This is a genomic window from Pradoshia sp. (genome assembly GCF_051873915.1).
Lineage (GTDB): Bacteria > Bacillota > Bacilli > Bacillales > Pradoshiaceae > Pradoshia.
In genome coordinates this window covers 17,787-36,156 of record NZ_JBJEFJ010000179.1, presented here as the reverse complement: position 1 = coordinate 36,156, position 18,370 = coordinate 17,787, and the positions used below count along the sequence as shown (strand labels likewise).

Genomic DNA, 18,370 nt, shown 5'->3' with positions numbered 1-18,370 from the left:
AAAAGCGGTCAGCTGTATCATAAGCAGCTGACCGCTTTTTTCCTGTTTCATGCCTTTCAGAATTCGGGTATCACATAGGGTGGGTGATGAATATGAAGCATGGGGCTAATGTGATAACGGTATTGAGAATTCTTTTATCCTTTTGTTTGCTGCCAGCAGAGTCCTTTTCCTATGTATTTCTAGCACTGTATACAGCTGCTGGATTAACGGATATCCTGGATGGTTATTTAGCAAGAAGATATCAAATTTCCAGTTCATTTGGAGCGAGACTTGATACAATGGCAGATGGGATTTTTATGGTGATTGTCTGTCTGAAGATAATCCCCTTTCTTCAGCTTTCTCTTTTCTTCATTATATGGATATGGCTGATTCTTCTCATCCGGATGGCCTCCTTGATGCTTGTCCGCATCAAGTTCCATACATTTGCCATTTTGCATACATACGCCAATAAAGGCACGGGAATTCTGTTATTTCTCTATCCGTTTATGCTGACTTACAGTCATCATAGCGAATGGCTGGCAGTTGGTCTTGTCCTTGCTGCAACTTATTCAGCTTTTGAGGAATTTTGGATTTTGCTCCATTCATCTGAACTAGACGTTGATGCTGCTGGTCTATATAGAAGGGGAGGCAGTAAGCAAGAATAGCAGCAATAGCATCATCAATCACTTCAAACGTTTTTCTTATTCTATTAAATAAAGAACAGGCGAGGTTTATGTCTCCCCGCCTGTCATATTTTATCCTCGTACGATAATTACGCACATATCATCTTGCTGATTCTTTTGTCTTTCCTTTGGAAGGATGATATCAAGAGGAGAGGCTGCCTCTTCATCTGTCCATTGCCGGGAAGCGATCGTCTGTAAATGACTGATGGCTTTATTCTCATCATCATCAATTGCTTCGACTACCCCGTCTGTAAATAAAAGGACTTGGAAGCTGTCGGCATAGTGTATGGTTGATTTCTTCACTTCCATGCGGTCAAAGAAGCCGATTGCTGTGTTCCTTTGGCCAAGATGCACAAGTTCGCTGTCATCAATGTAGAGATAACATGGCGGATGGCCGGCGTTTACATAATCAATTGTTTTTTTCTCCGTATCAATTAATAAATAGATACCGGTTAAGTAATAAGAGGTTGTTTTTGCATGGTCGTCAAGCATGGTCATCGACCGGTTCAATTCAAGTATGACTTTCTCAGGTTCAATCAGATTACGGACAGCATCCCGCATGATGGATGAAATATACATACACATTAAGGAGGCGGGTATCCCATGTCCCATCATATCAAATAAAAAGACGGCGTAGCGATGCTCGTCAATTTGATGCCAATAATACATATCGCCAGCCAAATTGAATGAAGGCTTGTAGGACGTCTTTATCGAGATATCTTCATTTGCAATCGGATCGCTTAAAATACTTCTTTGAACCATGGAAGCTAAATTCAGCTCGTAGCTGATCTTTTCCTCTTGCTCTTTATGCCAATCCTTCTCTTCCTTCAGTCTTAAGGCCACCCTCATACGGGCGAGAAGCTCAACCTTATTGATTGGTTTCATGATATAGTCGGTGCCTCCGGCATCAAGTGCCTCGGCCAGCTTATGGGTGTCCCCAAGTGCAGTAACAAAAATAACGGGTATATCTTTATACTCGGGACAATTCTGTAATTGTTTACAAGCAGCGATGCCATCCATCTCAGGCATCATAATATCCAGGAGAATAAGATTAAACGTACTGTTCCCATTCTTTAGGCGGTCTTCTTCTAAGAGATTGAACATGGTCTTTGCTGAGTCGGCCATTTTAATATTCTTATAGCCTGCTTGCTTCAATATGGTTTCAATTACAAATAAATTCACTTTATTATCGTCAACAACTAGAATGGACATTGCTTTCCTTCACCTAATTTCCAAATAAGTACTGCTTCTAATTAGTGTCTTATTAATCGTATTTTATTTTTCGTGAAAATACAAATAGTTGAGATAACAGATAAGGATTCATTATATATTCTTATAAGAAATGAGACATGGGAAAGCCATAAATGTTTCAGTATATTTAAGGTAAAGGGAAATGGAGAGGACGGGGTAAAAATGTCTTTTAAAGCGTTCGATCATGTTTTGCTGGCAATGCCAAAAGGTGGAGAAGACAGGGCACGTGATTTTTATCATGGCATACTTGGGTTAGAGATGATTGAAAAACCAGCGGAATTAGCGAAACGTGGCGGTATATGGTTTAAATTCAATGACTATGAGCTCCATCTGGGAGTTGAAGAAGCATTTATTCCGGCCAAAAAAGCTCATCCAGCCTTTCGAGCAGAGGAGCTTGAGATAGTAAAGGCACATTTGTCGGAATCAGGTATTTCGTATATTGAGGACGTTGAATTGCCGGACGCCAATCGAATCTTTCTTGAAGATCCTTTTGGGAATCGGCTCGAGATAGTAGAGCGAATCTCTCATTAACAAGGACCTTCTGCCGCCATGGACGAGCAGAGGGTCTTTTTCTTGTCCGCTAATCTTCAGTCATATTAAGGAGAGGTTGAACGTACGCTTTATGGGAAGTGATCTTTTCGTAAAGGAAGGTGCCTGTGCATGTCAGAGCAGAATAGAGAGCCGTTCACCTCAATGAAGGCATATACGCCATTCCATAGCCGATTTGACCCGTGTCCGCCGATCGGGAAGAAATATTATTCGACACCCCCTAATCTGTATTTAGGATTTCAGCCGCCTAATCTTGAACAATTTACCCCGAGAGAAGCTTTGAAGAGAGGAACCCTTTGGAAAGCCCTGTATGAATATTATGAGAATCCGTATGAAGGGAAAAGGAGGTAGCCAGCGATGAAGCAGCAATTGCCGGATGAGTTCTATCAGTTGCTAGAAGAAATTCAGGCACTTGATTTTGCCATCGTCGAATTGACCCTTTACCTTGACACACATCCGAAGGACCTTGAAAGAATGCAGCAATTTAACGAGCTTGCTCATCAATCGAAGCAATTGAAGCAGCAGTTCGAATCCAAGTACGGTCCGCTTCAGCAATTCGGAAATAGTTACACAGACGCCAACTGGGGCTGGGGAACGTATCCATGGCCATGGCAAATTTAATGAGGGGGTGCAGAACAAATGTGGTTCTATGAAAAGAAATTGCAATATCCTGTGCGGGTGAGCACATGTAATCCCACATTGGCTAAATACTTAATTGAGCAATACGGCGGGGCCGATGGAGAGCTCGCTGCTGCCCTTCGTTATATGAATCAGCGTTATACCATTCCTGATCCTGTAGTCGGTTTGCTGAACGATATTGCCACCGAAGAGCTTAGTCACTTAGAAATGATTGCAACAATGGTATATAAACTGACAAAGGATGCAACGCCTCAGCAATTGCGTGATGCAGGCCTCGGCGATCATTACGTGAACCATGATTCTGCTCTCTATTATCATAATGCCGCTGGTGTCCCGTTTACAGCATCTTATATCCAGGCGAAAGGGGATCCGATTGCCGACCTTTATGAGGATATTGCTGCAGAGGAAAAGGCAAGAGCAACGTATCAATGGATCATCAATATGTCAGATGACCCTGATTTGAATGATGGGCTTCGTTTCCTGCGTGAGAGGGAGATTGTCCACTCTCAGCGTTTTCGTGAAGCGGTGGAAATTATTATTGAGGACCGAGGCAAGAAAAAGATTTTCTAAGGAGCCAAATCGAATTTGATTTGGCTTTTTAAGATGATAGGGAAGTAAATGAGCACCCCTAATTTGTTTGTGAAACCATTCGTAAATCCACTAAAAAAGGCATTGACCAATACTGGTCAATGCCTTTAAATGTTCCGCCTCTTAATGTCCTGCATGTCCCCAAATCATTGTAAACAGGGTTCCAAAGACAATGACGAGCGCGATAAAGATGGCAAAAATGATATTGAGATAGACAGTATGCTTGTCTGAGGATTCACTGACATGCATGAACAAGAAGAGCTGCACGCTGGCCTGAATGATCGCCGTTATGCTTAAGATTCCCATCCCAGTCGCATAGGATACGTCGTAATAGGCGACGGAAAGGGCTATGAAAGTCAAGACAAGGGATAAGAGATATCCCATGACATGCTTAATCGGAAAAAGCTGCTTCACCATCTTAAATCATCCCTTTCAAATAAACGAAGCTGAAAATGAAAATCCAGACAACATCAAGGAAGTGCCAATACAGTGAATAAATAAAGAATTTGTTCGCTGTATGAGCAGTAAAGCCCTCACGTACAACTTGAATGAGGATACATAATCCCCAGAACAAACCGAATGTGACATGAGCGCCATGTGTACCAAGGAGCATGAACAAGCTTGATAGGAAACCGCTAGTCTGCATGGTCGCTCCTTCACCGACATAGGTGACAAATTCCATGATTTCAACGCCAAGGAAGACAAGACCAAGACACATGGTGATGATAAAGAAGGTCATCATCGGTTTTTTATAGTTCAAGCGCATGCTGTGAACCGCCAATCCGCATGTAAAGCTGCTCGTCAAGAGAACAAAGGTTTCTGCAATAACGGGTTTGAGCTCGAATATTTCTGATGCTGTCGGTCCATCGCCTGTTCCGTTGACCAAGGTGAAATAGGTGGCAAACAGCATAGAGAACAAGGCAATCTCTGCTCCAAGAAAGAGCCAGAATCCAAAGATTTTCAAGCGATTCTCTTCGGTGCTATATTCTAATGGCAGGCTAGTATCTACCTTCATTGGTTCTCACCTCTCAGCTTGTTTTCGGTTGCGATAATCTCATCTACTGGTACATAATAGCCATGGTCACGTTCAAAGGAACGGGTGGCTAAGATGATGAATACAGCCGCTCCGAAAATGATTGATGGAATCCACCAGCTAAATACCATGCAGAAGCCCCACAAGAAGAAGAAGATTCCCATGATAACCGGTTTTCCTGAGTTGCTAGGCATGTGTATCGGCGTTATTTTATCCCGATAGATTGGGATGCCTTTTCTCTTATAATCCCAGACCGGCTCTTCTGATTGAATCTCAGGGGTTACGGCAAAGTTATAAAATGGTGCCGGGCTTGGGATTGACCATTCAAGTGTCCGTCCATCCCACGGGTCAGCAAGATGCTCTCTAGGACTCTTAAGTGCACTATAGATGACATTGTAGAAAATGAGCGCAAATCCTGTTGCCAAGAAGACGGCACCGATTGATGACACAAGATTGAGCGGACCATATCCAGTTGCCGCAGAATAGGTGTACATCCGGCGAGCCATCCCATCGAGACCTAGATAGAACAATGGCAAGAAGGTCACATTAAAGAAAATCGCGATAAGCCAGAAGCTGATCTTGCCAATTTTCTCATTCAAGCGGAAGCCGAAAAGTTTCGGGAACCAATAATAAACCCCGGCAAGCATACCGAATACTGTACCAGGAATGAGCACGTAATGGAAGTGGGCAACCAGGAACATCGTATTATGATATTGGTAATCCGCACTTGCCATCGCGAGCATGACACCTGTTATCCCGCCAATCGTAAAGATTGGAATGAAGGCGAGAGAGAACAGCATCGCCGTAGGGAAGACAATCTTGCCTTTATATAGAGTGAACAACCAGTTAAAGATTTTGATTCCTGTCGGCACTGCAATGGCCATAGTCGCAATGGCGAAGAAGTCATTGACAGCTGCACTGTGGCCCATTGTATAGAAATGGTGGGCCCAGACAAGGAATGACAAGATGGAAATGGCGAACATACTGAATATCATGGATTTATATCCATAAATATTTCTCCGTGCAAAGGTTGAAATGACATCGCTAAAGATCCCAAATGCAGGGAGGACAACGATATATACCTCAGGATGTCCCCAAATCCAGAAGTTATTGGCCCAAAGCATATCCATCCCGCCATTAGACATGGCAAAGAACTGTGTGCCGAATAGACGATCAAACATCATTTGGGCTAGGGAAACGGTAAAAGCAGGGAAAGCAAATAAAATAATAATGCATGTAATTAATGTTGCCCATGTAAACATCGGCATTTTCCAAAGTTTCATGCCTGGTGCTCTCATTTTCATAATCGTTACGATAAAGTTAATCCCAGTCATCAATGTTCCTAGACCGGATAGCTGAATGGCAATGGAGTAGTAGTTATGTCCGACACTTGCGCTGAATTCATTGCTAGCAAGCGGGAAATAAGCACTCCAGCCGGCATCTGGTGAACCGCCGATGACAAAGGATAAATTATAAAGCATCGCCCCTGCAAAGAATAGCCAGAAGCTGACTGCGTTCAAAACAGGGAACGCAACATCTCTTGCCCCGATTTGCAGCGGGACCACTAGGTTCATCATGCCAAGCACAAAGGGCATAGCCATGAACAAAATCATAATCGTTCCGTGAGTTGAAAAAACTTCGTTATAGTGCTGTGAAGCCAAGAATGCCATATCAGGTGTCGCAAGCTGAAGACGCATCATTAGTGCATCGACACCGCCGCGGAAAAGCATCAAGAGTGCAGCTAGGATATACATGATGCCAATGCGTTTATGGTCAACAGTTGTCAGCCATTCCCGCCATAGCCAGCCGTATCTTTTCGTTACGGCCAATGTAATCAAGATGGCTAATGTGGCCACAACGATACTGACCATTGCGCCATATATAAGCGGATCGCCTGTAACAAAAAACTCATCCCATTTCATGGTGGTATCTCCTTTCTCTAAAGGTTAGTGATTATGTCCGCCTGTTCCTGTTCCGCCATCTTCATCCTCTTCGGGCTGATGGAATGGCCATACAGGAGCTGGTCTAAACTCTAGGTGAGTAGAAGAGTAGGTAGCGATTCCCATGTATTCGGTATCAAGCAGTTTATCAAACTCTTCCTCTGTCAATGGGTCTGCGGTTGCTTGGACCTCATCAACCCAGTCATTGAAATCTTCTTCGGTCATGGCTTCACATATGAAATCCATTTGAGCGAAGCCTTCACCGCTGAAGTTCGCATTGCGTCCGTGATATTCTCCTTCCTCATCAGCCGCTAAACGCAAGGTGGTGACCATATCACTCATGGCATATTTCTGCCCGGCTAACTGTGGAATCCAAAGGCTGGTGATTGGGCCATATGTGTAAAGTCTAAACTCAATTTCCCTATCTGTCGGGATATTGACGTAATTGACTGTTTCAATGCCTTGCTCTGGATAGCTGAAATGCCACTTCCAGTTGGATGATGCGGCATAGATGACTAATGGTTCCTCATCCTCGTAACCAGCAGGTGTGCTTTCCACCTGGAAAGTAGTTTTTACAGTCACGACAGATAGCACGATGACAATGATAATAGGGATAGCCGTCCAAATTATCTCCAGCCATTTATTTCCTTTGATGTATGGAGGATCATACTGAACTGGCTGATTTGTTGCTCGGTATTTCACAATCATATAAATAAAAAGCGCATAAACAATGATTAAAATACCCGCCATAACATACATTGAGAAAATAATTGTGTCTGACTGGATTTCCGCTTGCGGTCCTTTCGGATTCAGGACAGTAATTGGACTGCATCCGCTTAATCCAGCAAGCGCCATTATTGAAACGGTAAGAGAAAGCCAGAATTTCTTCATAATTATGCTCCTTTCTATAGATTTTTTTCAAAATAAATTATATTGAAAAATCTTTCCTCCCTTTAATGATAAAAGTAGTGAACACGTAATTTCAAATGATAACCCTTTGGTATACCTGTGAAAAATAAGATTAATCATGATTATAGGTAAAAGAGTTAATATTTTACTGAAATAGATATTTGTTCGGGTTTTTAGATGAGTTGGCAAAGTATCATTTGACCCTTCACTATTTTTTCGAGATGATTAAAGAAAAAAATAACCGCCCAGGGATTATCCCTGAGCGGTTGATTAAGATCATATGTTATTTAATAGGTGTCCATTGTTTACGAACTTGTTCGTAAGCCATTTGCATGATCTCAGATTCGTCCGTGTCTCTTTGAGTCAACACATTTGTTGTATAATGTCTTCCCATGAAATCAACTACAACTGTTACATTCATCATTGTTACATCTCTCCTTTTGATAAAAATTGATTCAGTTAATAAACGCATAAGATGTTGGCTGCGCTAAAAAGTAGGGTAAATGAGTGCTGGTTAATGTTTAGTAGAAGGTGTACATAATGTGCGGTGAAGAAGGAGATAAAAATTTATTCCCAAAGCGGGATGGCATTAAACATTGGTCATGTTTGCGGGTTAATTCTATTATATAATAAATTTCATAAAAAATCCATATTTTTTGGTTTATCTTTCCTATTGATGCTTGTATCTGTAGGAGATTAAAGGGAATAATTGATTTGGAGGTAGGTCTTTTGGCACTATTGATATTTGATTTAGATGGAACTCTTGTAGAAACAACACAGCTTAGCATCCCGCTTATTCAGGAGGAAATCAAGCGTTATCCTCACCTAAAAATGCCTGAGCCTAAGGCAATTCAATCTGTATTTGGACTTCCGAAGAAGGAGTTTTGGGAAACACTCATTCCAGACGGGAAGCCTGAGGAGCTTATCCACATTCAATCAAGCTGGGAGGTAAAGCTATTGGACATGATGCAGGAGCATGATGTCCTGCTGCCGTATGTGAAGGAGGTGCTCTCTGAGTTAAAGGAGAGAGGACATAGATTGACAACCGCGAGTAACTGTTCAACGGCTTATCTTGAACGAATTTTGGAAACTCAAGGAATAGAGGAATATTTTGATGACCCGCTTTGCATTGAATTAGTGCAAGGAAAGAAAAAGGAAGAGATACTGCAGGCTCATTTTGCGGTCCTTCCTAAGGAAGAAGCATATATGATTGGGGACCGCTCATCTGATATTGAAGCAGCTCATGCAAATGGAATACCGGCTATTGCTTGTCACTTTGGCTTTGCGGATGATGGAGAGCTGGATGGAGCAGATTACCATATTCATTCCTTGCGCGATCTTCTTGAAATCTTCCCAAAATAACATAACAAAAAGGAACGCTTCCAATCATGATGGGGGCGTTCCTTTTTGGTTTATTTTTTTGGGAGCAGGCTGGAAAACGGGGTTGCTGCCCAAAGGGTCTTTAAGCGGGGAACAATCTGTTTCGCTTCGTTGACCGGGTAATTGACGGCTTGTTTTTTGTACTCGATATCCTCTGTAATTTTCGCCTGAGTGGCGCTTAAATGATCAGTTTGCATCTTGATTGTATCGGTTTGCTGCTGAATACGTGTGATAGTCGCATTCATTTTTGTCATGACTGGTTTTGATTCCTTCATCGTCTTAACGGCAAAGATGCCAAGAAAGACAAGTGAAGCGACAATGAGCCCAACACTAATCCATACGATAATCATTGCGATTCCTCCTTACCGCTTACGTTTCACTTATTCTATAATACCCTGAAAAATGATGAAGTAACAAAGAAACAAAAAATGGATTATCGAGATTGTTTCCGGGTAATGTTTCCATATAAGAATTTTTCTAGGAGGGTGAAATGTGTGGATAAGAAAGTAATTGGTGTTTATGAAAATGGAGAAGAAGCGGTCAAGGCCGTGAAGAAGCTGCAAGAGGAAGGATATGATCGCGATGATATCTCGGTCGTAGCCAAGGATAAGGAAGAAACGAAAAATATTACGGATAAGACAAAGGTGGATAATGGTCTAGCCGCTGGCGCTGCGACGGGAGGTGTTCTCGGAGGCTTGACTGGATTGCTTGCGGGGCTTGGAGCCCTTGCTATCCCAGGTGTGGGTCCAATTGTGGCTGCTGGACCGATTGCCGCAACTTTAAGCGGGATGGCAGCGGGAATTGGTGCAGGCGGTCTTGCAGGAGCACTTGTTGGTATGGGCGTCCCGGATGAGGATGCCAAGCAATATGAAAGAGACGTAGAATCAGGGAAGATCCTTGTCTTGGTTGATCCAGAGGCCCAGAAGAAATACACCGACAGGGACACCTATGAGAAATCGGATGATCCGCTTGTACAAGCTGAGCGAACAAGATCAGAGGCAATCAACCCCACCACTGGTGGAGACCCTAATTTACGAGGAAATACAGAGCTTTAAGAAAAGAGGCCATTTATGGCCTCTTTTTTCATGGGATGCTATCAGTCTTTTTAAGCGATAAGAAATGCTAGAATGAAAGGTGAGGAGATAAGGATGGAGGGTTAGAAGAAGTGAGAAATAAATATATACATTGGTTAAGTAGAACGATAGATCTTCTACAATAGGAGAAATGGCAGCTTGACTAAATAAAGCTTCTTACATAGGAGGAAAATAATGAAATTTGTTCTAATCTTTGGCCCGCAAGCTGTTGGGAAGATGACGGTAGGGCAAGAATTAGCCAGTATGACGGGCATGAAATTATTTCATAATCATATGACCATTGAAATGCTGGAGCCCCTTTTTGGTTTCACGCCGGAAATGTGGAGGCTCACGAACCAATTTCGAATGGAGATATTTAAGTCTGCTGCAGCCAGTGAAATGGAGGGACTGATTTTCACTTGTGTATGGGCATTTAATGAACAAGAGGATTGGGATTTTGTGAATGATGTCTGTAAGGTATTTGAATCAGAAGGAGCGGATGTCTATTTCGTTGAACTAGAGGCAGAGCTGGAACGAAAGGCTGAGCAGGAATCGGAGTGCGAACAGGCTGGAGCACAAACCGACAAAAAGGGATATTGCTGCGTCCGAAGCGGAATTAACGAATTCGATGCAGACGTATCGTTTGAATTCACATGAGGGTGAAATTGAGAGGGAAAATTATATGAGAGTTGATAATACTGAGCGATCGGCAGAAGAGGTCGCTCGATTGATTCGGGACACATTTAATTTCTAGGCGCTTTCTTAAAAAGGACTGCGCTTTTTTGCATTAAAAAACGGAACAAACTAGAATAGTCTGCTCCGTTCTGATAATGAAATAAGATGGGTTAATCTCTTATGAAGTGCGTACATGTAAACTGCCGCGGTTATCTATTCCACTTGGACGTTTTACTTAAACGACGTAAGCCCTACCTCTCTTACATCCTTACGGCTCCGAAGCCGATCCAGTGTGAATAAGTGTTCCGATAAAAAACATTTCTGCAGAATGCCATATATGTTTACATCTCCACTCAGTACGTCACTTTTATTACATTACTCTAAGTATATACCCTTACTTTCATTCTGTCAAATTTCGGAATCAACGTCCATTAATAAGATAACCACGTGTTGTAATCACATATCAGCCACACTTGTTATATACCCCATATTTTTTATTGAAAACACCGTCAGCTTTTTGAACCTAATTTGGGGGATTGTCATAGAGTATGGAGGAATACGTTAGGGGGGGACTGGATGTATTACTACTATGCGAGGAATCAGCAACAGGCGGTTGATGAGTTAATCAAGCAAATGAAGGGCGCCATCGATGGGGAGTACAGTGCGGTTAAATGCTATGAGAAGCTCGCAAGAATGGCTCCGAATGACCAGGAAAGAGAGCGGATTCTTGAAATACGGAATGATGAGATTAAGCATTTTACGGAATTGGTGAAGCTTTACTCGGGAATATTTGGACGCGATCCAAAGCCTGAGCTGATTGAGGAATGCCCGGATGAATATGAGCTTGGACTCGAGGCGGCGATAATTGATGAACAGAATACGGTTGATAAGTATTTGACCATTGCCGATCATGCAGCAAACACAGCGGTAAAGCAATTCTTCACACGGGCTGCAAAGGATGAGCAGAACCATGCCGTCTGGTTTTTGTATTTATGGATTAAGAATAAGTGACAAGCGTGAAACAGGGCGGGCTTGATGACTAAATTAGCAAGATCTGTTAATAGTCATAATTCCGCCTATCTGCCTTTTTCTCCTTTTTTTGGCATAAGCGTCTATCCTTATGGGAATAAGGAAAGAGAACCTAAATTATAGGAGGCTGAAAAATGCGGGCTGTAACTTATCAGGGTGCAAAAGATATTCAAGTCAAGGAAGTAGAAGATCCAAAGCTTCAGAAGAATGATGATATTATTGTCAAAATAACGTCTACGGCAATATGCGGATCTGACTTGCACATTTATCAAGGAAATATGCCAATCAGTAAGGGCTATGTCATTGGGCATGAACCAATGGGTATTGTAGAGGAGGTTGGACCGGAAGTTACAAAGGTGAAAAAGGGCGACCGTGTTGTCATTCCATTTAATGTCTCCTGCGGCCAATGCTTCTATTGTCAAAATGAAATGGAAAGCCAATGCGATCATTCAGAATCCAATCCCCATCAGGATACGGGCGGATATTTCGGCTATACGGAACGGTATGGAAACCATCCGGGAGGACAGGCGGAATATTTGCGAGTGCCATTCGCGAATTTCATGCCGTTTGTAATTCCTGAATCCTCCGAGCTTGAGGATGAGCAAGTCTTATTTATGTCAGACGTACTTCCAACTGCCTTATGGAGTGTCGAGCATGCTGGTGTGAAGCCAGATGACACAGTCGTTGTCCTTGGCTGCGGTCCGATAGGTTTGATGGCCCAGAAATTTGCTTGGCTTGCTGGAGCTAAGCGTGTGATTGCCGTTGATCATTTAGACTACCGTTTGAAGCAGGCAGAAAGAATGAATAAAGTAGAAACGGTTAATTTAATTGATTACAATGATACGGGCAGCTATATTAAGGATTTGACTAGCGGCGGTGCTGATGTGGTCATCGATTGCGTTGGAATGGACGGAAAGAAATCTGCTATCGAGAAGATCGAACAAAAGTTAATGCTTCAGGGCGGAACATTAAGCGCCATCAAAATTGCGACCGATGCAGTACGTAAATTTGGTACCGTTCAGCTTACCGGTGTTTACGGAATGACCTATAATATGTTCCCGCTTGAGAAATTCTTCTCCCGCAATGTCACCATCAAAACAGGACAAGCTCCAGTCATTCATTATATGCCGCGTTTATACAAGATGATTGAAGAAGGAAAGATTGATCCGACAGAGATCATTACGCATAAGATGCCTCTTACCGATGCGGCAAAAGCCTATTCCTTGTTCAATGAGCATGAGGATGACTGCACAAAGGTTATTTTAAAGCCATAATCATACAAAACCCCTGCAGCAAGCTTTGCTGCAGGGGTTTATTAGGCTTAAAATACCTTCGTTGTCCAGGTTTCACAATTCCATACATCTGTTGCAATGTCCTGATAGAAATCAGGCTCATGGCTGATGAGGAGAATGCTCCCTTTAAATGCTTTTAATGCACGTTTCAATTCTTCCTTCGCATCAACATCAAGATGGTTTGTCGGCTCATCAAGCACGAGCAGATTATTCTCATTGTTAATGAGCTTACACAGGCGTACCTTCGCTTTTTCTCCACCGCTTAAGACATCTACCCTGCTTTCAATATGCTTCGTTGTCAGGCCGCATTTTGCAAGGGCTGCACGAATCTCTGCTTGGTTATAGGAGGGGAACTCCTGCCAGATCTCTTCGATACACGTTTTGGTTGATGGGTTTTTAACTTCCTGCTCGAAATAGCCGATATGCAAGTGCTCTCCAAGCTCGACCTGACCGGATATCGGCTTCAATTCACCAAGGATGCTGCGCAGAAGCGTCGTTTTTCCGATTCCATTGGCACCTGTGAACGCCACTTTTTGGCCGCGTTCCATCCGAAGATTAAGCGGTCTTGATAATGGCTCGGTATAGCCGATGACTAAATCCTTTGTCTCAAAGATGAGCTTCCCGGAAGTACGGGCTTCGCGGAAATGGAATTCCGGTTTCGGACGTTCCTTAGCCAGTTCAATGACATCCATCTTATCCAGCTTTTTCTGACGGGACATTGCCATATTACGTGTGGATACACGTGCCTTATTGCGGGCAACGAAATCCTTCAGGTCGGCAATTTCCTGCTGCTGGCGCTTATAGGCGGCTTCAAGCTGCTGTTTCTTTACTTCATATACTTTCATGAAGTCATCATAATTTCCGACATAGCGTGTCAGCTCTTGGTTTTCCATATGGTAAACAAGATTGATGACACTATTGAGGAATGGAATATCATGTGAGATGAGAATGAAGGCATTCTCATAATTTTGGAGATAGCGCTTCAGCCATTCGATATGCTGCTCATCCAAATAGTTAGTCGGCTCATCCAAAAGAAGGATGTCAGGTTTTTCTAATAACAGCTTTGCGAGTAATACCTTCGTTCTTTGTCCACCGCTCAAGTCTTGGACATCCCGTTCAAGTCCAATCTCATCTAATCCCAGTCCTCGTGCGATTTCCTCTACTTTTGCATCGATGACATAGAAATCATTATTAGTAAGGATATCTTGCAGGACGCCAGACTCTTCAAGCAATGTTTCTAATTCCTCAGGGGATGCATCCCCCATACTTGCGAAGATGTCATTCATCTCTTGCTCGATATCGAATAAATATTGGAAGGCTGTCTTTAATACATCACGAATGGTCATCCCTTTTTCAAGAACGGCATGCTGGTCAAGGTAGCCGGTACGGACTTTCTTGTTCCACTCAACCTTTCCTTCATCAGGTTCCAATTGGCCGGTAACAATATTCATGAAGGTGGATTTGCCTTCGCCGTTAGCTCCAACAAGACCGATATGTTCTCCCTTTAACAGACGGAACGATACATCGTTGAAGATGGCGCGGTCGCCAAATCCATGACTTAAATTCTTGACTGATAATATCATGGTCATTCTCCTGACTCTTGTTTGTAATTAATGGTTCATCTCGCATTTAATAGTACAATATTTATGTGAAAATGCCTAGATTAACACATTATTTTCCACTGTCGAAAAACATTGTAAAAACGAGATTATTCAGATGTTTACGAACAATTTAAATAGTTGTATGATATAAAATGCACAATAGAAATATGGAAAGGAATGAAAAAGGGATGAAAAACAAATTTTTACTGAGTATTATGATGGCATTTGCTTTTATTCTTGTTGTTGGTTGTTCATCAGAGGATTCTTCCAAAGAGGAAAGCTCAGATGATTCAAAAGTATCAGAGGAGGATGTAAAGAGCGAGATGCTTGATTTCTACCTCTCATTAGCCAACACGATTAATGCAAATGATACAGCATTGAATACATATGAATTATCTGAGGAACCAGATACACTGACAGATGAGGATAAAGCTGCTGCTTCTGAATCTGCAAAGGCAACTGCTGATGCCCTTGGCAAAGTCGAAGTGCCTAAAGCATTAAGCAATTATAAGAAAAACCTAGATGTGGCGACTGAAGCGATTCAAACGTCTTATAGCAAGAAAGCTGAGATCCTTGCTGGAAACTCTTCAGAAAAGCTGGAGGATGCTAATGAATCCTTTAACCTTGGTTCTGAAATGATCAATGATATCTTTGAAGAGCTTGGTCTAACACCTGTTAGTTTAAATGCAGAAGTAAATTCATAAGAGACATAAGAAACGGCCCGCTTTTCAGCGGGCCGTTCTTTATTGCTTAGCTCGAGCCCTTGCACGCTCATCGGCGGCTCTGGCTCTTTCCTGCGCCACGAGATCATCGTGGTCAGCAAGTGCCTCTGAGAATTCAACATCGATTCCATCCGACAGTCCGCGCATGTCGGCTGTCAGCTTTCGGGATTTAGCGTGAACTAAGTTATGGTTATACCTGCCCATTGCAAGTTCCCTCCTTGGAAAGTGATTGTTTCTCAAAGGATAGTATGTGCTACTGATTCATGAATCAGACCGGTAAAATACAGGTAATTCACGGACGAATGCCTTTTGGCCCGCTGAAGCCGCCTGCGCGGTCAGCTCGTTTGAATTCACGCTGATACATTACTTCTTGTGTAGTTGTTAGTGATTTTTTCATGCTCTCACGTTTTTTCTTATCCATTACACATTCCTCCTGCACATAGTTTACCTCTCTATATTTTCCAAAATAAACCTGAACTATTCCGCTGATGTTTCTTTCGGTAGTTGAATGAATCACATTATGCTACATTAAAGGAGGAGGTGAATAGAGGTTGCCGAATATTTCAAAGATTGAACAGCAAAAACGAAATAAAAACCGATTCAATATCTATTTATCCGATGAGGGGAAAGCAGAGGAATATGGATTTAGTGTAGATGAAGACCTCCTCGTCCGCATGCGGTTATCGAAAGGAATGGAAGTTGATGAACTTGCCATTATGGAGATTCAATATCGCGACCATGTTCAAAAAGCCTTCCAGTCGGCTGTTCATTTCCTGTCATATCGTATGAGGTCAGAAAGAGAGATTGCTGCTTACCTGGCTGAGAAAGAATGGGAAGAAGCCGTAATTGATGAAGCCATGCATAAATTGCGAGAATATAAATATGTCAATGATGAGGAATATGCCAAAGCTTATGTCCGTACCCAGATGAATATTGCCAGGAAGGGACCGGATTTAATTAAACGGGAGCTTAGCGAGAAGGGAATTTCTGTGAGTATGCAGGATGAAGCTCTAGAGCAATATACACCAGCTCTTCAATGGGAGAATGCGGAGGCTTTGGCGCAAAAATCATTGAAGAAAAGCAAGGGCTCTCACAAAGAGGCGAAGCAAAAAGCTGTGCTTTTCTTAACAAGAAAGGGTTATAATATGGGGCTTGCTGCATCTGTTGCGGACGAGCTCGCATCAGTGGATGAGGATAGCGAGTGGGAAAGCCTCGTACTGATGGGACAGAAATTTCATCGTAAGTATGCAAAGCTTGAAGAACGGGAATATGGGCAGAAGATGAAAACAGCCTTATTCCGTAAAGGATTTCAAATGGACTTAATTAATAAGTTTGTTGAGCTTGGAAAAGAGCAGATAGACAATCAAGAATACGAACTGTGAGAGGGGCATATGGGGATGGAAGAGAAGAAATTTAGTGAAATGACTGAGCATGAATTAAGACAGACAATAGCTGAATTAAATGAAAAGGCAAGAAAGGCCGAGCAGCTAGGGATGGTGAATGAATTTGCCGTCCATAAGAGAAGAGCGGTTATGGCAAAGGCCTATTCTTTAAACCCGAAGGATTTTGAACCGGGTGAAATTTATGGGATTGACGGTGCTCCGGGTGAATATTTTAAGGTCGAGTATTTGAAAGGCGTATTCGCATGGGGATTTCGCCTGAATAAAGGAGAAGAGGAAGGACTGCCCATCTCCTTATTACAAAGGTTGAAATAGAAACAGTAAATTCATTTAATAAAAAACCGCCCATAGAGGGCGGTTTTGATTTTGGGCTTATTCTTCATCCCGATGACTAGAGGCATACATTCGTTCCTCAGGATGGGTATTGGTAGTGCCATCTGGGCGCTTTGAAGCATATTTGGATTTGGCGCGGGCTGTTTCAGCCCTGAATTTATTGTCATGCTGATAAGGGAATCCTGTTTCTTTATTTCTCATCTGTATCATGCCTTTCTCCTTAGATTCCCTCTTAGTATGGGAAGCGGAGGATGAAATAGGCATGCGAATATTTCCCATCAGCCTGTGATGATATTTAATTTCTTTTGGAGCTTCTCCTCAGTGAATACCCAGCCAGTGAATGAATTAAGGATATTCAATTGATCATCCAGATGAACAATTGCCACAAATGGATAACGCCCTCTGCTTCGATAGCGAAGGTCGATAAACCTGACGGTGAACATTTCGTTTTCATAGCTGATCTCCCACCGGTAGACCGGGGAGAAAGAAACAAAGGCCGATAGGTTCACATCCTGCAAGGCCGCATCAAGTACACGGCTTTCCGGTAATGGATGTCTGTCAAATGTATCAAGGATGCTGATTTCCCGGTTCTCAGCAACCGCAACATAATACTTATCCCCTGTCGTCACAGCAATCTTCCATTTGTGATAGCGCATTGTCGGTGAGAGGATGATTCGTCTTGCATCAGGAATCTTTTGGCGTACAAGTTCTTTAATGGAACGGTGCTCGAGAATCCGCGCAAGATAATACCCAATGACGATAATGTACACCATGACAAATGTCGGGCCTGGCGGAAGACCGAATGCCCATAATATTAAGCCGGCGATATGAATCCCGAAGATAAAAGGGTCAAATGTATTGATGATGCCGAGTGCCACCCATCTAGAGGATAACGGTCTGATTGCCTGTGTTCCGTATGCATTGAATATATCGACGAATACGTGGAGAAAAACGGCTAGGAAGGTCCAAAGCCATGTATGCAATACATTTGCCTCCGGAAGAATAAGGGAGGCGGCAGCTGTAATCAAGACCGGCCACAATAATACAAAGGGAATAGAATGGGTCATTCCCCGGTGATTCCGTATATAAACAGCATTATTGCGCATTTTCAAAACAGTGTCGATATCAGGTGCTTGTGAGCCTAGAACGGTACCAATCATAACGGCAGTCGCAGTGTATGAGCTATGTGCCACAACAGGGTCCAAAGTAGCAAGCCCGCCGAGCGCTATACCCATAACAAGATGTGTACCGGTATCCATATGAAAACCTCCTTTGCCGCAAACAGACTTAGATG

General features: G+C 42.7%; 24 protein-coding genes and 1 pseudogene. 13 read left to right on the top strand and 12 right to left on the bottom strand.

Annotation, left to right across the window (positions count from 1 at the left end; translation table 11 throughout):
• The first annotated feature begins 86 nt into the window (after positions 1-86).
• A complete protein-coding gene (locus ACI35L_RS15675) occupies positions 87-644 on the top strand; it encodes a CDP-alcohol phosphatidyltransferase family protein (RefSeq protein WP_082197188.1) in 558 nt (185 codons plus the stop codon).
• 90 nt (positions 645-734) lie between these two features.
• On the opposite strand, the gene ACI35L_RS15670 is transcribed toward ACI35L_RS15675, so the two are convergent.
• On the bottom strand, positions 735-1,874 hold the full coding sequence (locus ACI35L_RS15670; protein WP_049672093.1) for a fused response regulator/phosphatase: 1,140 nt from the start codon (positions 1,872-1,874) through the stop codon (positions 735-737).
• Between the two features lie 201 nt (positions 1,875-2,075).
• Here ACI35L_RS15670 and ACI35L_RS15665 point away from each other — a divergent pair, with 201 nt between their 5' ends.
• The 4 genes from ACI35L_RS15665 (at position 2,076) to ACI35L_RS15650 (ending at position 3,671) form a co-directional block, all read left to right on the top strand.
• Entirely contained in the window at positions 2,076-2,444 is a 369-nt protein-coding gene (locus ACI35L_RS15665) for a VOC family protein (protein WP_049672092.1), read from the top strand.
• 129 nt (positions 2,445-2,573) lie between these two features.
• Positions 2,574-2,813, top strand: a complete 240-nt coding sequence (locus ACI35L_RS15660) for a spore coat associated protein CotJA (protein ID WP_049672091.1) — start codon at positions 2,574-2,576, stop codon at positions 2,811-2,813.
• 6 nt (positions 2,814-2,819) lie between these two features.
• Positions 2,820-3,083: a spore coat protein CotJB gene (locus ACI35L_RS15655; RefSeq protein WP_049672090.1), complete on the top strand. Its 264-nt coding sequence runs from the start codon at positions 2,820-2,822 to the stop codon at positions 3,081-3,083.
• An 18-nt stretch (positions 3,084-3,101) separates the two neighbouring features.
• Positions 3,102-3,671, top strand: coding sequence for a manganese catalase family protein (locus ACI35L_RS15650; RefSeq protein WP_049672089.1), 570 nt, complete (start codon positions 3,102-3,104; stop codon positions 3,669-3,671).
• Between the two features lie 141 nt (positions 3,672-3,812).
• Here the strand turns inward: ACI35L_RS15650 and qoxD are convergent, their stop codons facing one another.
• From qoxD to ACI35L_RS15625, 5 genes are all read right to left on the bottom strand, one after another.
• Positions 3,813-4,103 (bottom strand): cytochrome aa3 quinol oxidase subunit IV, encoded by a 291-nt coding sequence (qoxD, locus tag ACI35L_RS15645; RefSeq protein ID WP_049673037.1) that lies wholly within the window; start codon positions 4,101-4,103, stop codon positions 3,813-3,815.
• 4 nt (positions 4,104-4,107) lie between these two features.
• Positions 4,108-4,704, bottom strand: coding sequence for a cytochrome aa3 quinol oxidase subunit III (gene qoxC / locus ACI35L_RS15640; RefSeq protein ID WP_049672088.1), 597 nt, complete (start codon positions 4,702-4,704; stop codon positions 4,108-4,110).
• A complete protein-coding gene (gene qoxB / locus ACI35L_RS15635; protein ID WP_049672087.1) occupies positions 4,701-6,644 on the bottom strand; it encodes a cytochrome aa3 quinol oxidase subunit I in 1,944 nt (647 codons plus the stop codon). The genes qoxC and qoxB overlap by 4 nt, the downstream gene beginning before the upstream one ends.
• 24 nt (positions 6,645-6,668) lie before the next feature.
• Positions 6,669-7,553, bottom strand: a complete 885-nt coding sequence (gene qoxA / locus ACI35L_RS15630) for a cytochrome aa3 quinol oxidase subunit II (RefSeq protein ID WP_053103777.1) — start codon at positions 7,551-7,553, stop codon at positions 6,669-6,671.
• Positions 7,554-7,854: 301 nt separating this feature from the next.
• Positions 7,855-7,995 (bottom strand): BA3454 family stress response protein, encoded by a 141-nt coding sequence (locus ACI35L_RS15625; protein ID WP_156185654.1) that lies wholly within the window; start codon positions 7,993-7,995, stop codon positions 7,855-7,857.
• Positions 7,996-8,300: 305 nt separating this feature from the next.
• Here ACI35L_RS15625 and ACI35L_RS15620 point away from each other — a divergent pair, with 305 nt between their 5' ends.
• Positions 8,301-8,933 (top strand): HAD family hydrolase, encoded by a 633-nt coding sequence (locus ACI35L_RS15620; protein ID WP_049672086.1) that lies wholly within the window; start codon positions 8,301-8,303, stop codon positions 8,931-8,933.
• Positions 8,934-8,983: 50 nt separating this feature from the next.
• On the opposite strand, the gene ACI35L_RS15615 is transcribed toward ACI35L_RS15620, so the two are convergent.
• A complete protein-coding gene (locus ACI35L_RS15615) occupies positions 8,984-9,301 on the bottom strand; it encodes a DUF948 domain-containing protein (RefSeq protein WP_049672085.1) in 318 nt (105 codons plus the stop codon).
• 144 nt (positions 9,302-9,445) lie between these two features.
• Here ACI35L_RS15615 and ACI35L_RS15610 point away from each other — a divergent pair, with 144 nt between their 5' ends.
• From ACI35L_RS15610 to ACI35L_RS15595, 4 genes and pseudogenes are all read left to right on the top strand, one after another.
• Positions 9,446-10,006 carry a general stress protein gene (locus tag ACI35L_RS15610; protein ID WP_049672084.1) on the top strand — a complete coding sequence of 187 codons (561 nt, stop codon included), beginning with the start codon at positions 9,446-9,448 and terminating at the stop codon, positions 10,004-10,006.
• Positions 10,007-10,219: 213 nt separating this feature from the next.
• Positions 10,220-10,778, top strand: a pseudogene (locus ACI35L_RS15605) (shikimate kinase).
• 497 nt (positions 10,779-11,275) lie between these two features.
• A complete protein-coding gene (locus ACI35L_RS15600) occupies positions 11,276-11,710 on the top strand; it encodes a ferritin-like domain-containing protein (protein WP_439803270.1) in 435 nt (144 codons plus the stop codon).
• Positions 11,711-11,862: 152 nt separating this feature from the next.
• Positions 11,863-13,002, top strand: a complete 1,140-nt coding sequence (locus ACI35L_RS15595) for a zinc-dependent alcohol dehydrogenase (RefSeq protein WP_049672082.1) — start codon at positions 11,863-11,865, stop codon at positions 13,000-13,002.
• A 47-nt stretch (positions 13,003-13,049) separates the two neighbouring features.
• Here the strand turns inward: ACI35L_RS15595 and ACI35L_RS15590 are convergent, their stop codons facing one another.
• On the bottom strand, positions 13,050-14,603 hold the full coding sequence (locus ACI35L_RS15590; RefSeq protein ID WP_049672081.1) for an ABC-F family ATP-binding cassette domain-containing protein: 1,554 nt from the start codon (positions 14,601-14,603) through the stop codon (positions 13,050-13,052).
• 206 nt (positions 14,604-14,809) lie between these two features.
• Here ACI35L_RS15590 and ACI35L_RS15585 point away from each other — a divergent pair, with 206 nt between their 5' ends.
• On the top strand, positions 14,810-15,325 hold the full coding sequence (locus ACI35L_RS15585) for a hypothetical protein (RefSeq protein ID WP_049672080.1): 516 nt from the start codon (positions 14,810-14,812) through the stop codon (positions 15,323-15,325).
• Between the two features lie 39 nt (positions 15,326-15,364).
• Here the strand turns inward: ACI35L_RS15585 and ACI35L_RS15580 are convergent, their stop codons facing one another.
• Together ACI35L_RS15580 and ACI35L_RS15575 are read right to left on the bottom strand one after the other, a co-directional pair.
• Positions 15,365-15,547, bottom strand: a complete 183-nt coding sequence (locus tag ACI35L_RS15580; protein ID WP_049672079.1) for a YfhD family protein — start codon at positions 15,545-15,547, stop codon at positions 15,365-15,367.
• 88 nt (positions 15,548-15,635) lie between these two features.
• The gene (locus tag ACI35L_RS15575) at positions 15,636-15,764 is read right to left on the bottom strand and encodes a YfhE family protein (RefSeq protein ID WP_082197186.1); all 129 of its coding nucleotides are present in this window, start codon (positions 15,762-15,764) and stop codon (positions 15,636-15,638) included.
• 130 nt (positions 15,765-15,894) lie between these two features.
• Here ACI35L_RS15575 and recX point away from each other — a divergent pair, with 130 nt between their 5' ends.
• Together recX and ACI35L_RS15565 are read left to right on the top strand one after the other, a co-directional pair.
• A complete protein-coding gene (gene recX / locus ACI35L_RS15570; RefSeq protein ID WP_049672078.1) occupies positions 15,895-16,725 on the top strand; it encodes a recombination regulator RecX in 831 nt (276 codons plus the stop codon).
• 15 nt (positions 16,726-16,740) lie between these two features.
• Positions 16,741-17,058: a YfhH family protein gene (locus ACI35L_RS15565; protein WP_049673035.1), complete on the top strand. Its 318-nt coding sequence runs from the start codon at positions 16,741-16,743 to the stop codon at positions 17,056-17,058.
• A gap of 57 nt (positions 17,059-17,115) precedes the next feature.
• Here ACI35L_RS15565 and ACI35L_RS15560 read toward each other — a convergent pair whose 3' ends face one another.
• Positions 17,116-17,277, bottom strand: a complete 162-nt coding sequence (locus tag ACI35L_RS15560) for a small, acid-soluble spore protein K (RefSeq protein WP_049673034.1) — start codon at positions 17,275-17,277, stop codon at positions 17,116-17,118.
• 77 nt (positions 17,278-17,354) lie between these two features.
• Complete coding sequence (locus ACI35L_RS15555) at positions 17,355-18,335, bottom strand: metal-dependent hydrolase (RefSeq protein WP_049672077.1); 981 nt, start codon at positions 18,333-18,335, stop codon at positions 17,355-17,357.
• Between the last annotated feature and the right edge of the window lie 35 nt (positions 18,336-18,370).

What these genes read in the sequence shown, in the direction of transcription:
- ACI35L_RS15675 (WP_082197188.1), top strand. Translation starts at nt 87, where the DNA reads ATGAATATGAAGCATGGGGCTAATGTGATAACGGTATTGAGAATTCTT.
- ACI35L_RS15670 (WP_049672093.1), bottom strand. Translation starts at nt 1,874, where the DNA reads ATGTCCATTCTAGTTGTTGACGATAATAAAGTGAATTTATTTGTAATT.
- ACI35L_RS15665 (WP_049672092.1), top strand. Translation starts at nt 2,076, where the DNA reads ATGTCTTTTAAAGCGTTCGATCATGTTTTGCTGGCAATGCCAAAAGGT.
- ACI35L_RS15660 (WP_049672091.1), top strand. Translation starts at nt 2,574, where the DNA reads ATGTCAGAGCAGAATAGAGAGCCGTTCACCTCAATGAAGGCATATACG.
- ACI35L_RS15655 (WP_049672090.1), top strand. Translation starts at nt 2,820, where the DNA reads ATGAAGCAGCAATTGCCGGATGAGTTCTATCAGTTGCTAGAAGAAATT.
- ACI35L_RS15650 (WP_049672089.1), top strand. Translation starts at nt 3,102, where the DNA reads ATGTGGTTCTATGAAAAGAAATTGCAATATCCTGTGCGGGTGAGCACA.
- qoxC (WP_049672088.1), bottom strand. Translation starts at nt 4,704, where the DNA reads ATGAAGGTAGATACTAGCCTGCCATTAGAATATAGCACCGAAGAGAAT.
- qoxB (WP_049672087.1), bottom strand. Translation starts at nt 6,644, where the DNA reads ATGAAATGGGATGAGTTTTTTGTTACAGGCGATCCGCTTATATATGGC.
- qoxA (WP_053103777.1), bottom strand. Translation starts at nt 7,553, where the DNA reads ATGAAGAAATTCTGGCTTTCTCTTACCGTTTCAATAATGGCGCTTGCT.
- ACI35L_RS15625 (WP_156185654.1), bottom strand. Translation starts at nt 7,995, where the DNA reads ATGATGAATGTAACAGTTGTAGTTGATTTCATGGGAAGACATTATACA.
- ACI35L_RS15615 (WP_049672085.1), bottom strand. Translation starts at nt 9,301, where the DNA reads ATGATTATCGTATGGATTAGTGTTGGGCTCATTGTCGCTTCACTTGTC.
- ACI35L_RS15600 (WP_439803270.1), top strand. Translation starts at nt 11,276, where the DNA reads ATGTATTACTACTATGCGAGGAATCAGCAACAGGCGGTTGATGAGTTA.
- ACI35L_RS15595 (WP_049672082.1), top strand. Translation starts at nt 11,863, where the DNA reads ATGCGGGCTGTAACTTATCAGGGTGCAAAAGATATTCAAGTCAAGGAA.
- ACI35L_RS15590 (WP_049672081.1), bottom strand. Translation starts at nt 14,603, where the DNA reads ATGATATTATCAGTCAAGAATTTAAGTCATGGATTTGGCGACCGCGCC.
- ACI35L_RS15585 (WP_049672080.1), top strand. Translation starts at nt 14,810, where the DNA reads ATGAAAAACAAATTTTTACTGAGTATTATGATGGCATTTGCTTTTATT.
- ACI35L_RS15580 (WP_049672079.1), bottom strand. Translation starts at nt 15,547, where the DNA reads ATGGGCAGGTATAACCATAACTTAGTTCACGCTAAATCCCGAAAGCTG.
- ACI35L_RS15575 (WP_082197186.1), bottom strand. Translation starts at nt 15,764, where the DNA reads ATGGATAAGAAAAAACGTGAGAGCATGAAAAAATCACTAACAACTACA.
- ACI35L_RS15565 (WP_049673035.1), top strand. Translation starts at nt 16,741, where the DNA reads ATGGAAGAGAAGAAATTTAGTGAAATGACTGAGCATGAATTAAGACAG.
- ACI35L_RS15560 (WP_049673034.1), bottom strand. Translation starts at nt 17,277, where the DNA reads ATGAGAAATAAAGAAACAGGATTCCCTTATCAGCATGACAATAAATTC.
- ACI35L_RS15555 (WP_049672077.1), bottom strand. Translation starts at nt 18,335, where the DNA reads ATGGATACCGGTACACATCTTGTTATGGGTATAGCGCTCGGCGGGCTT.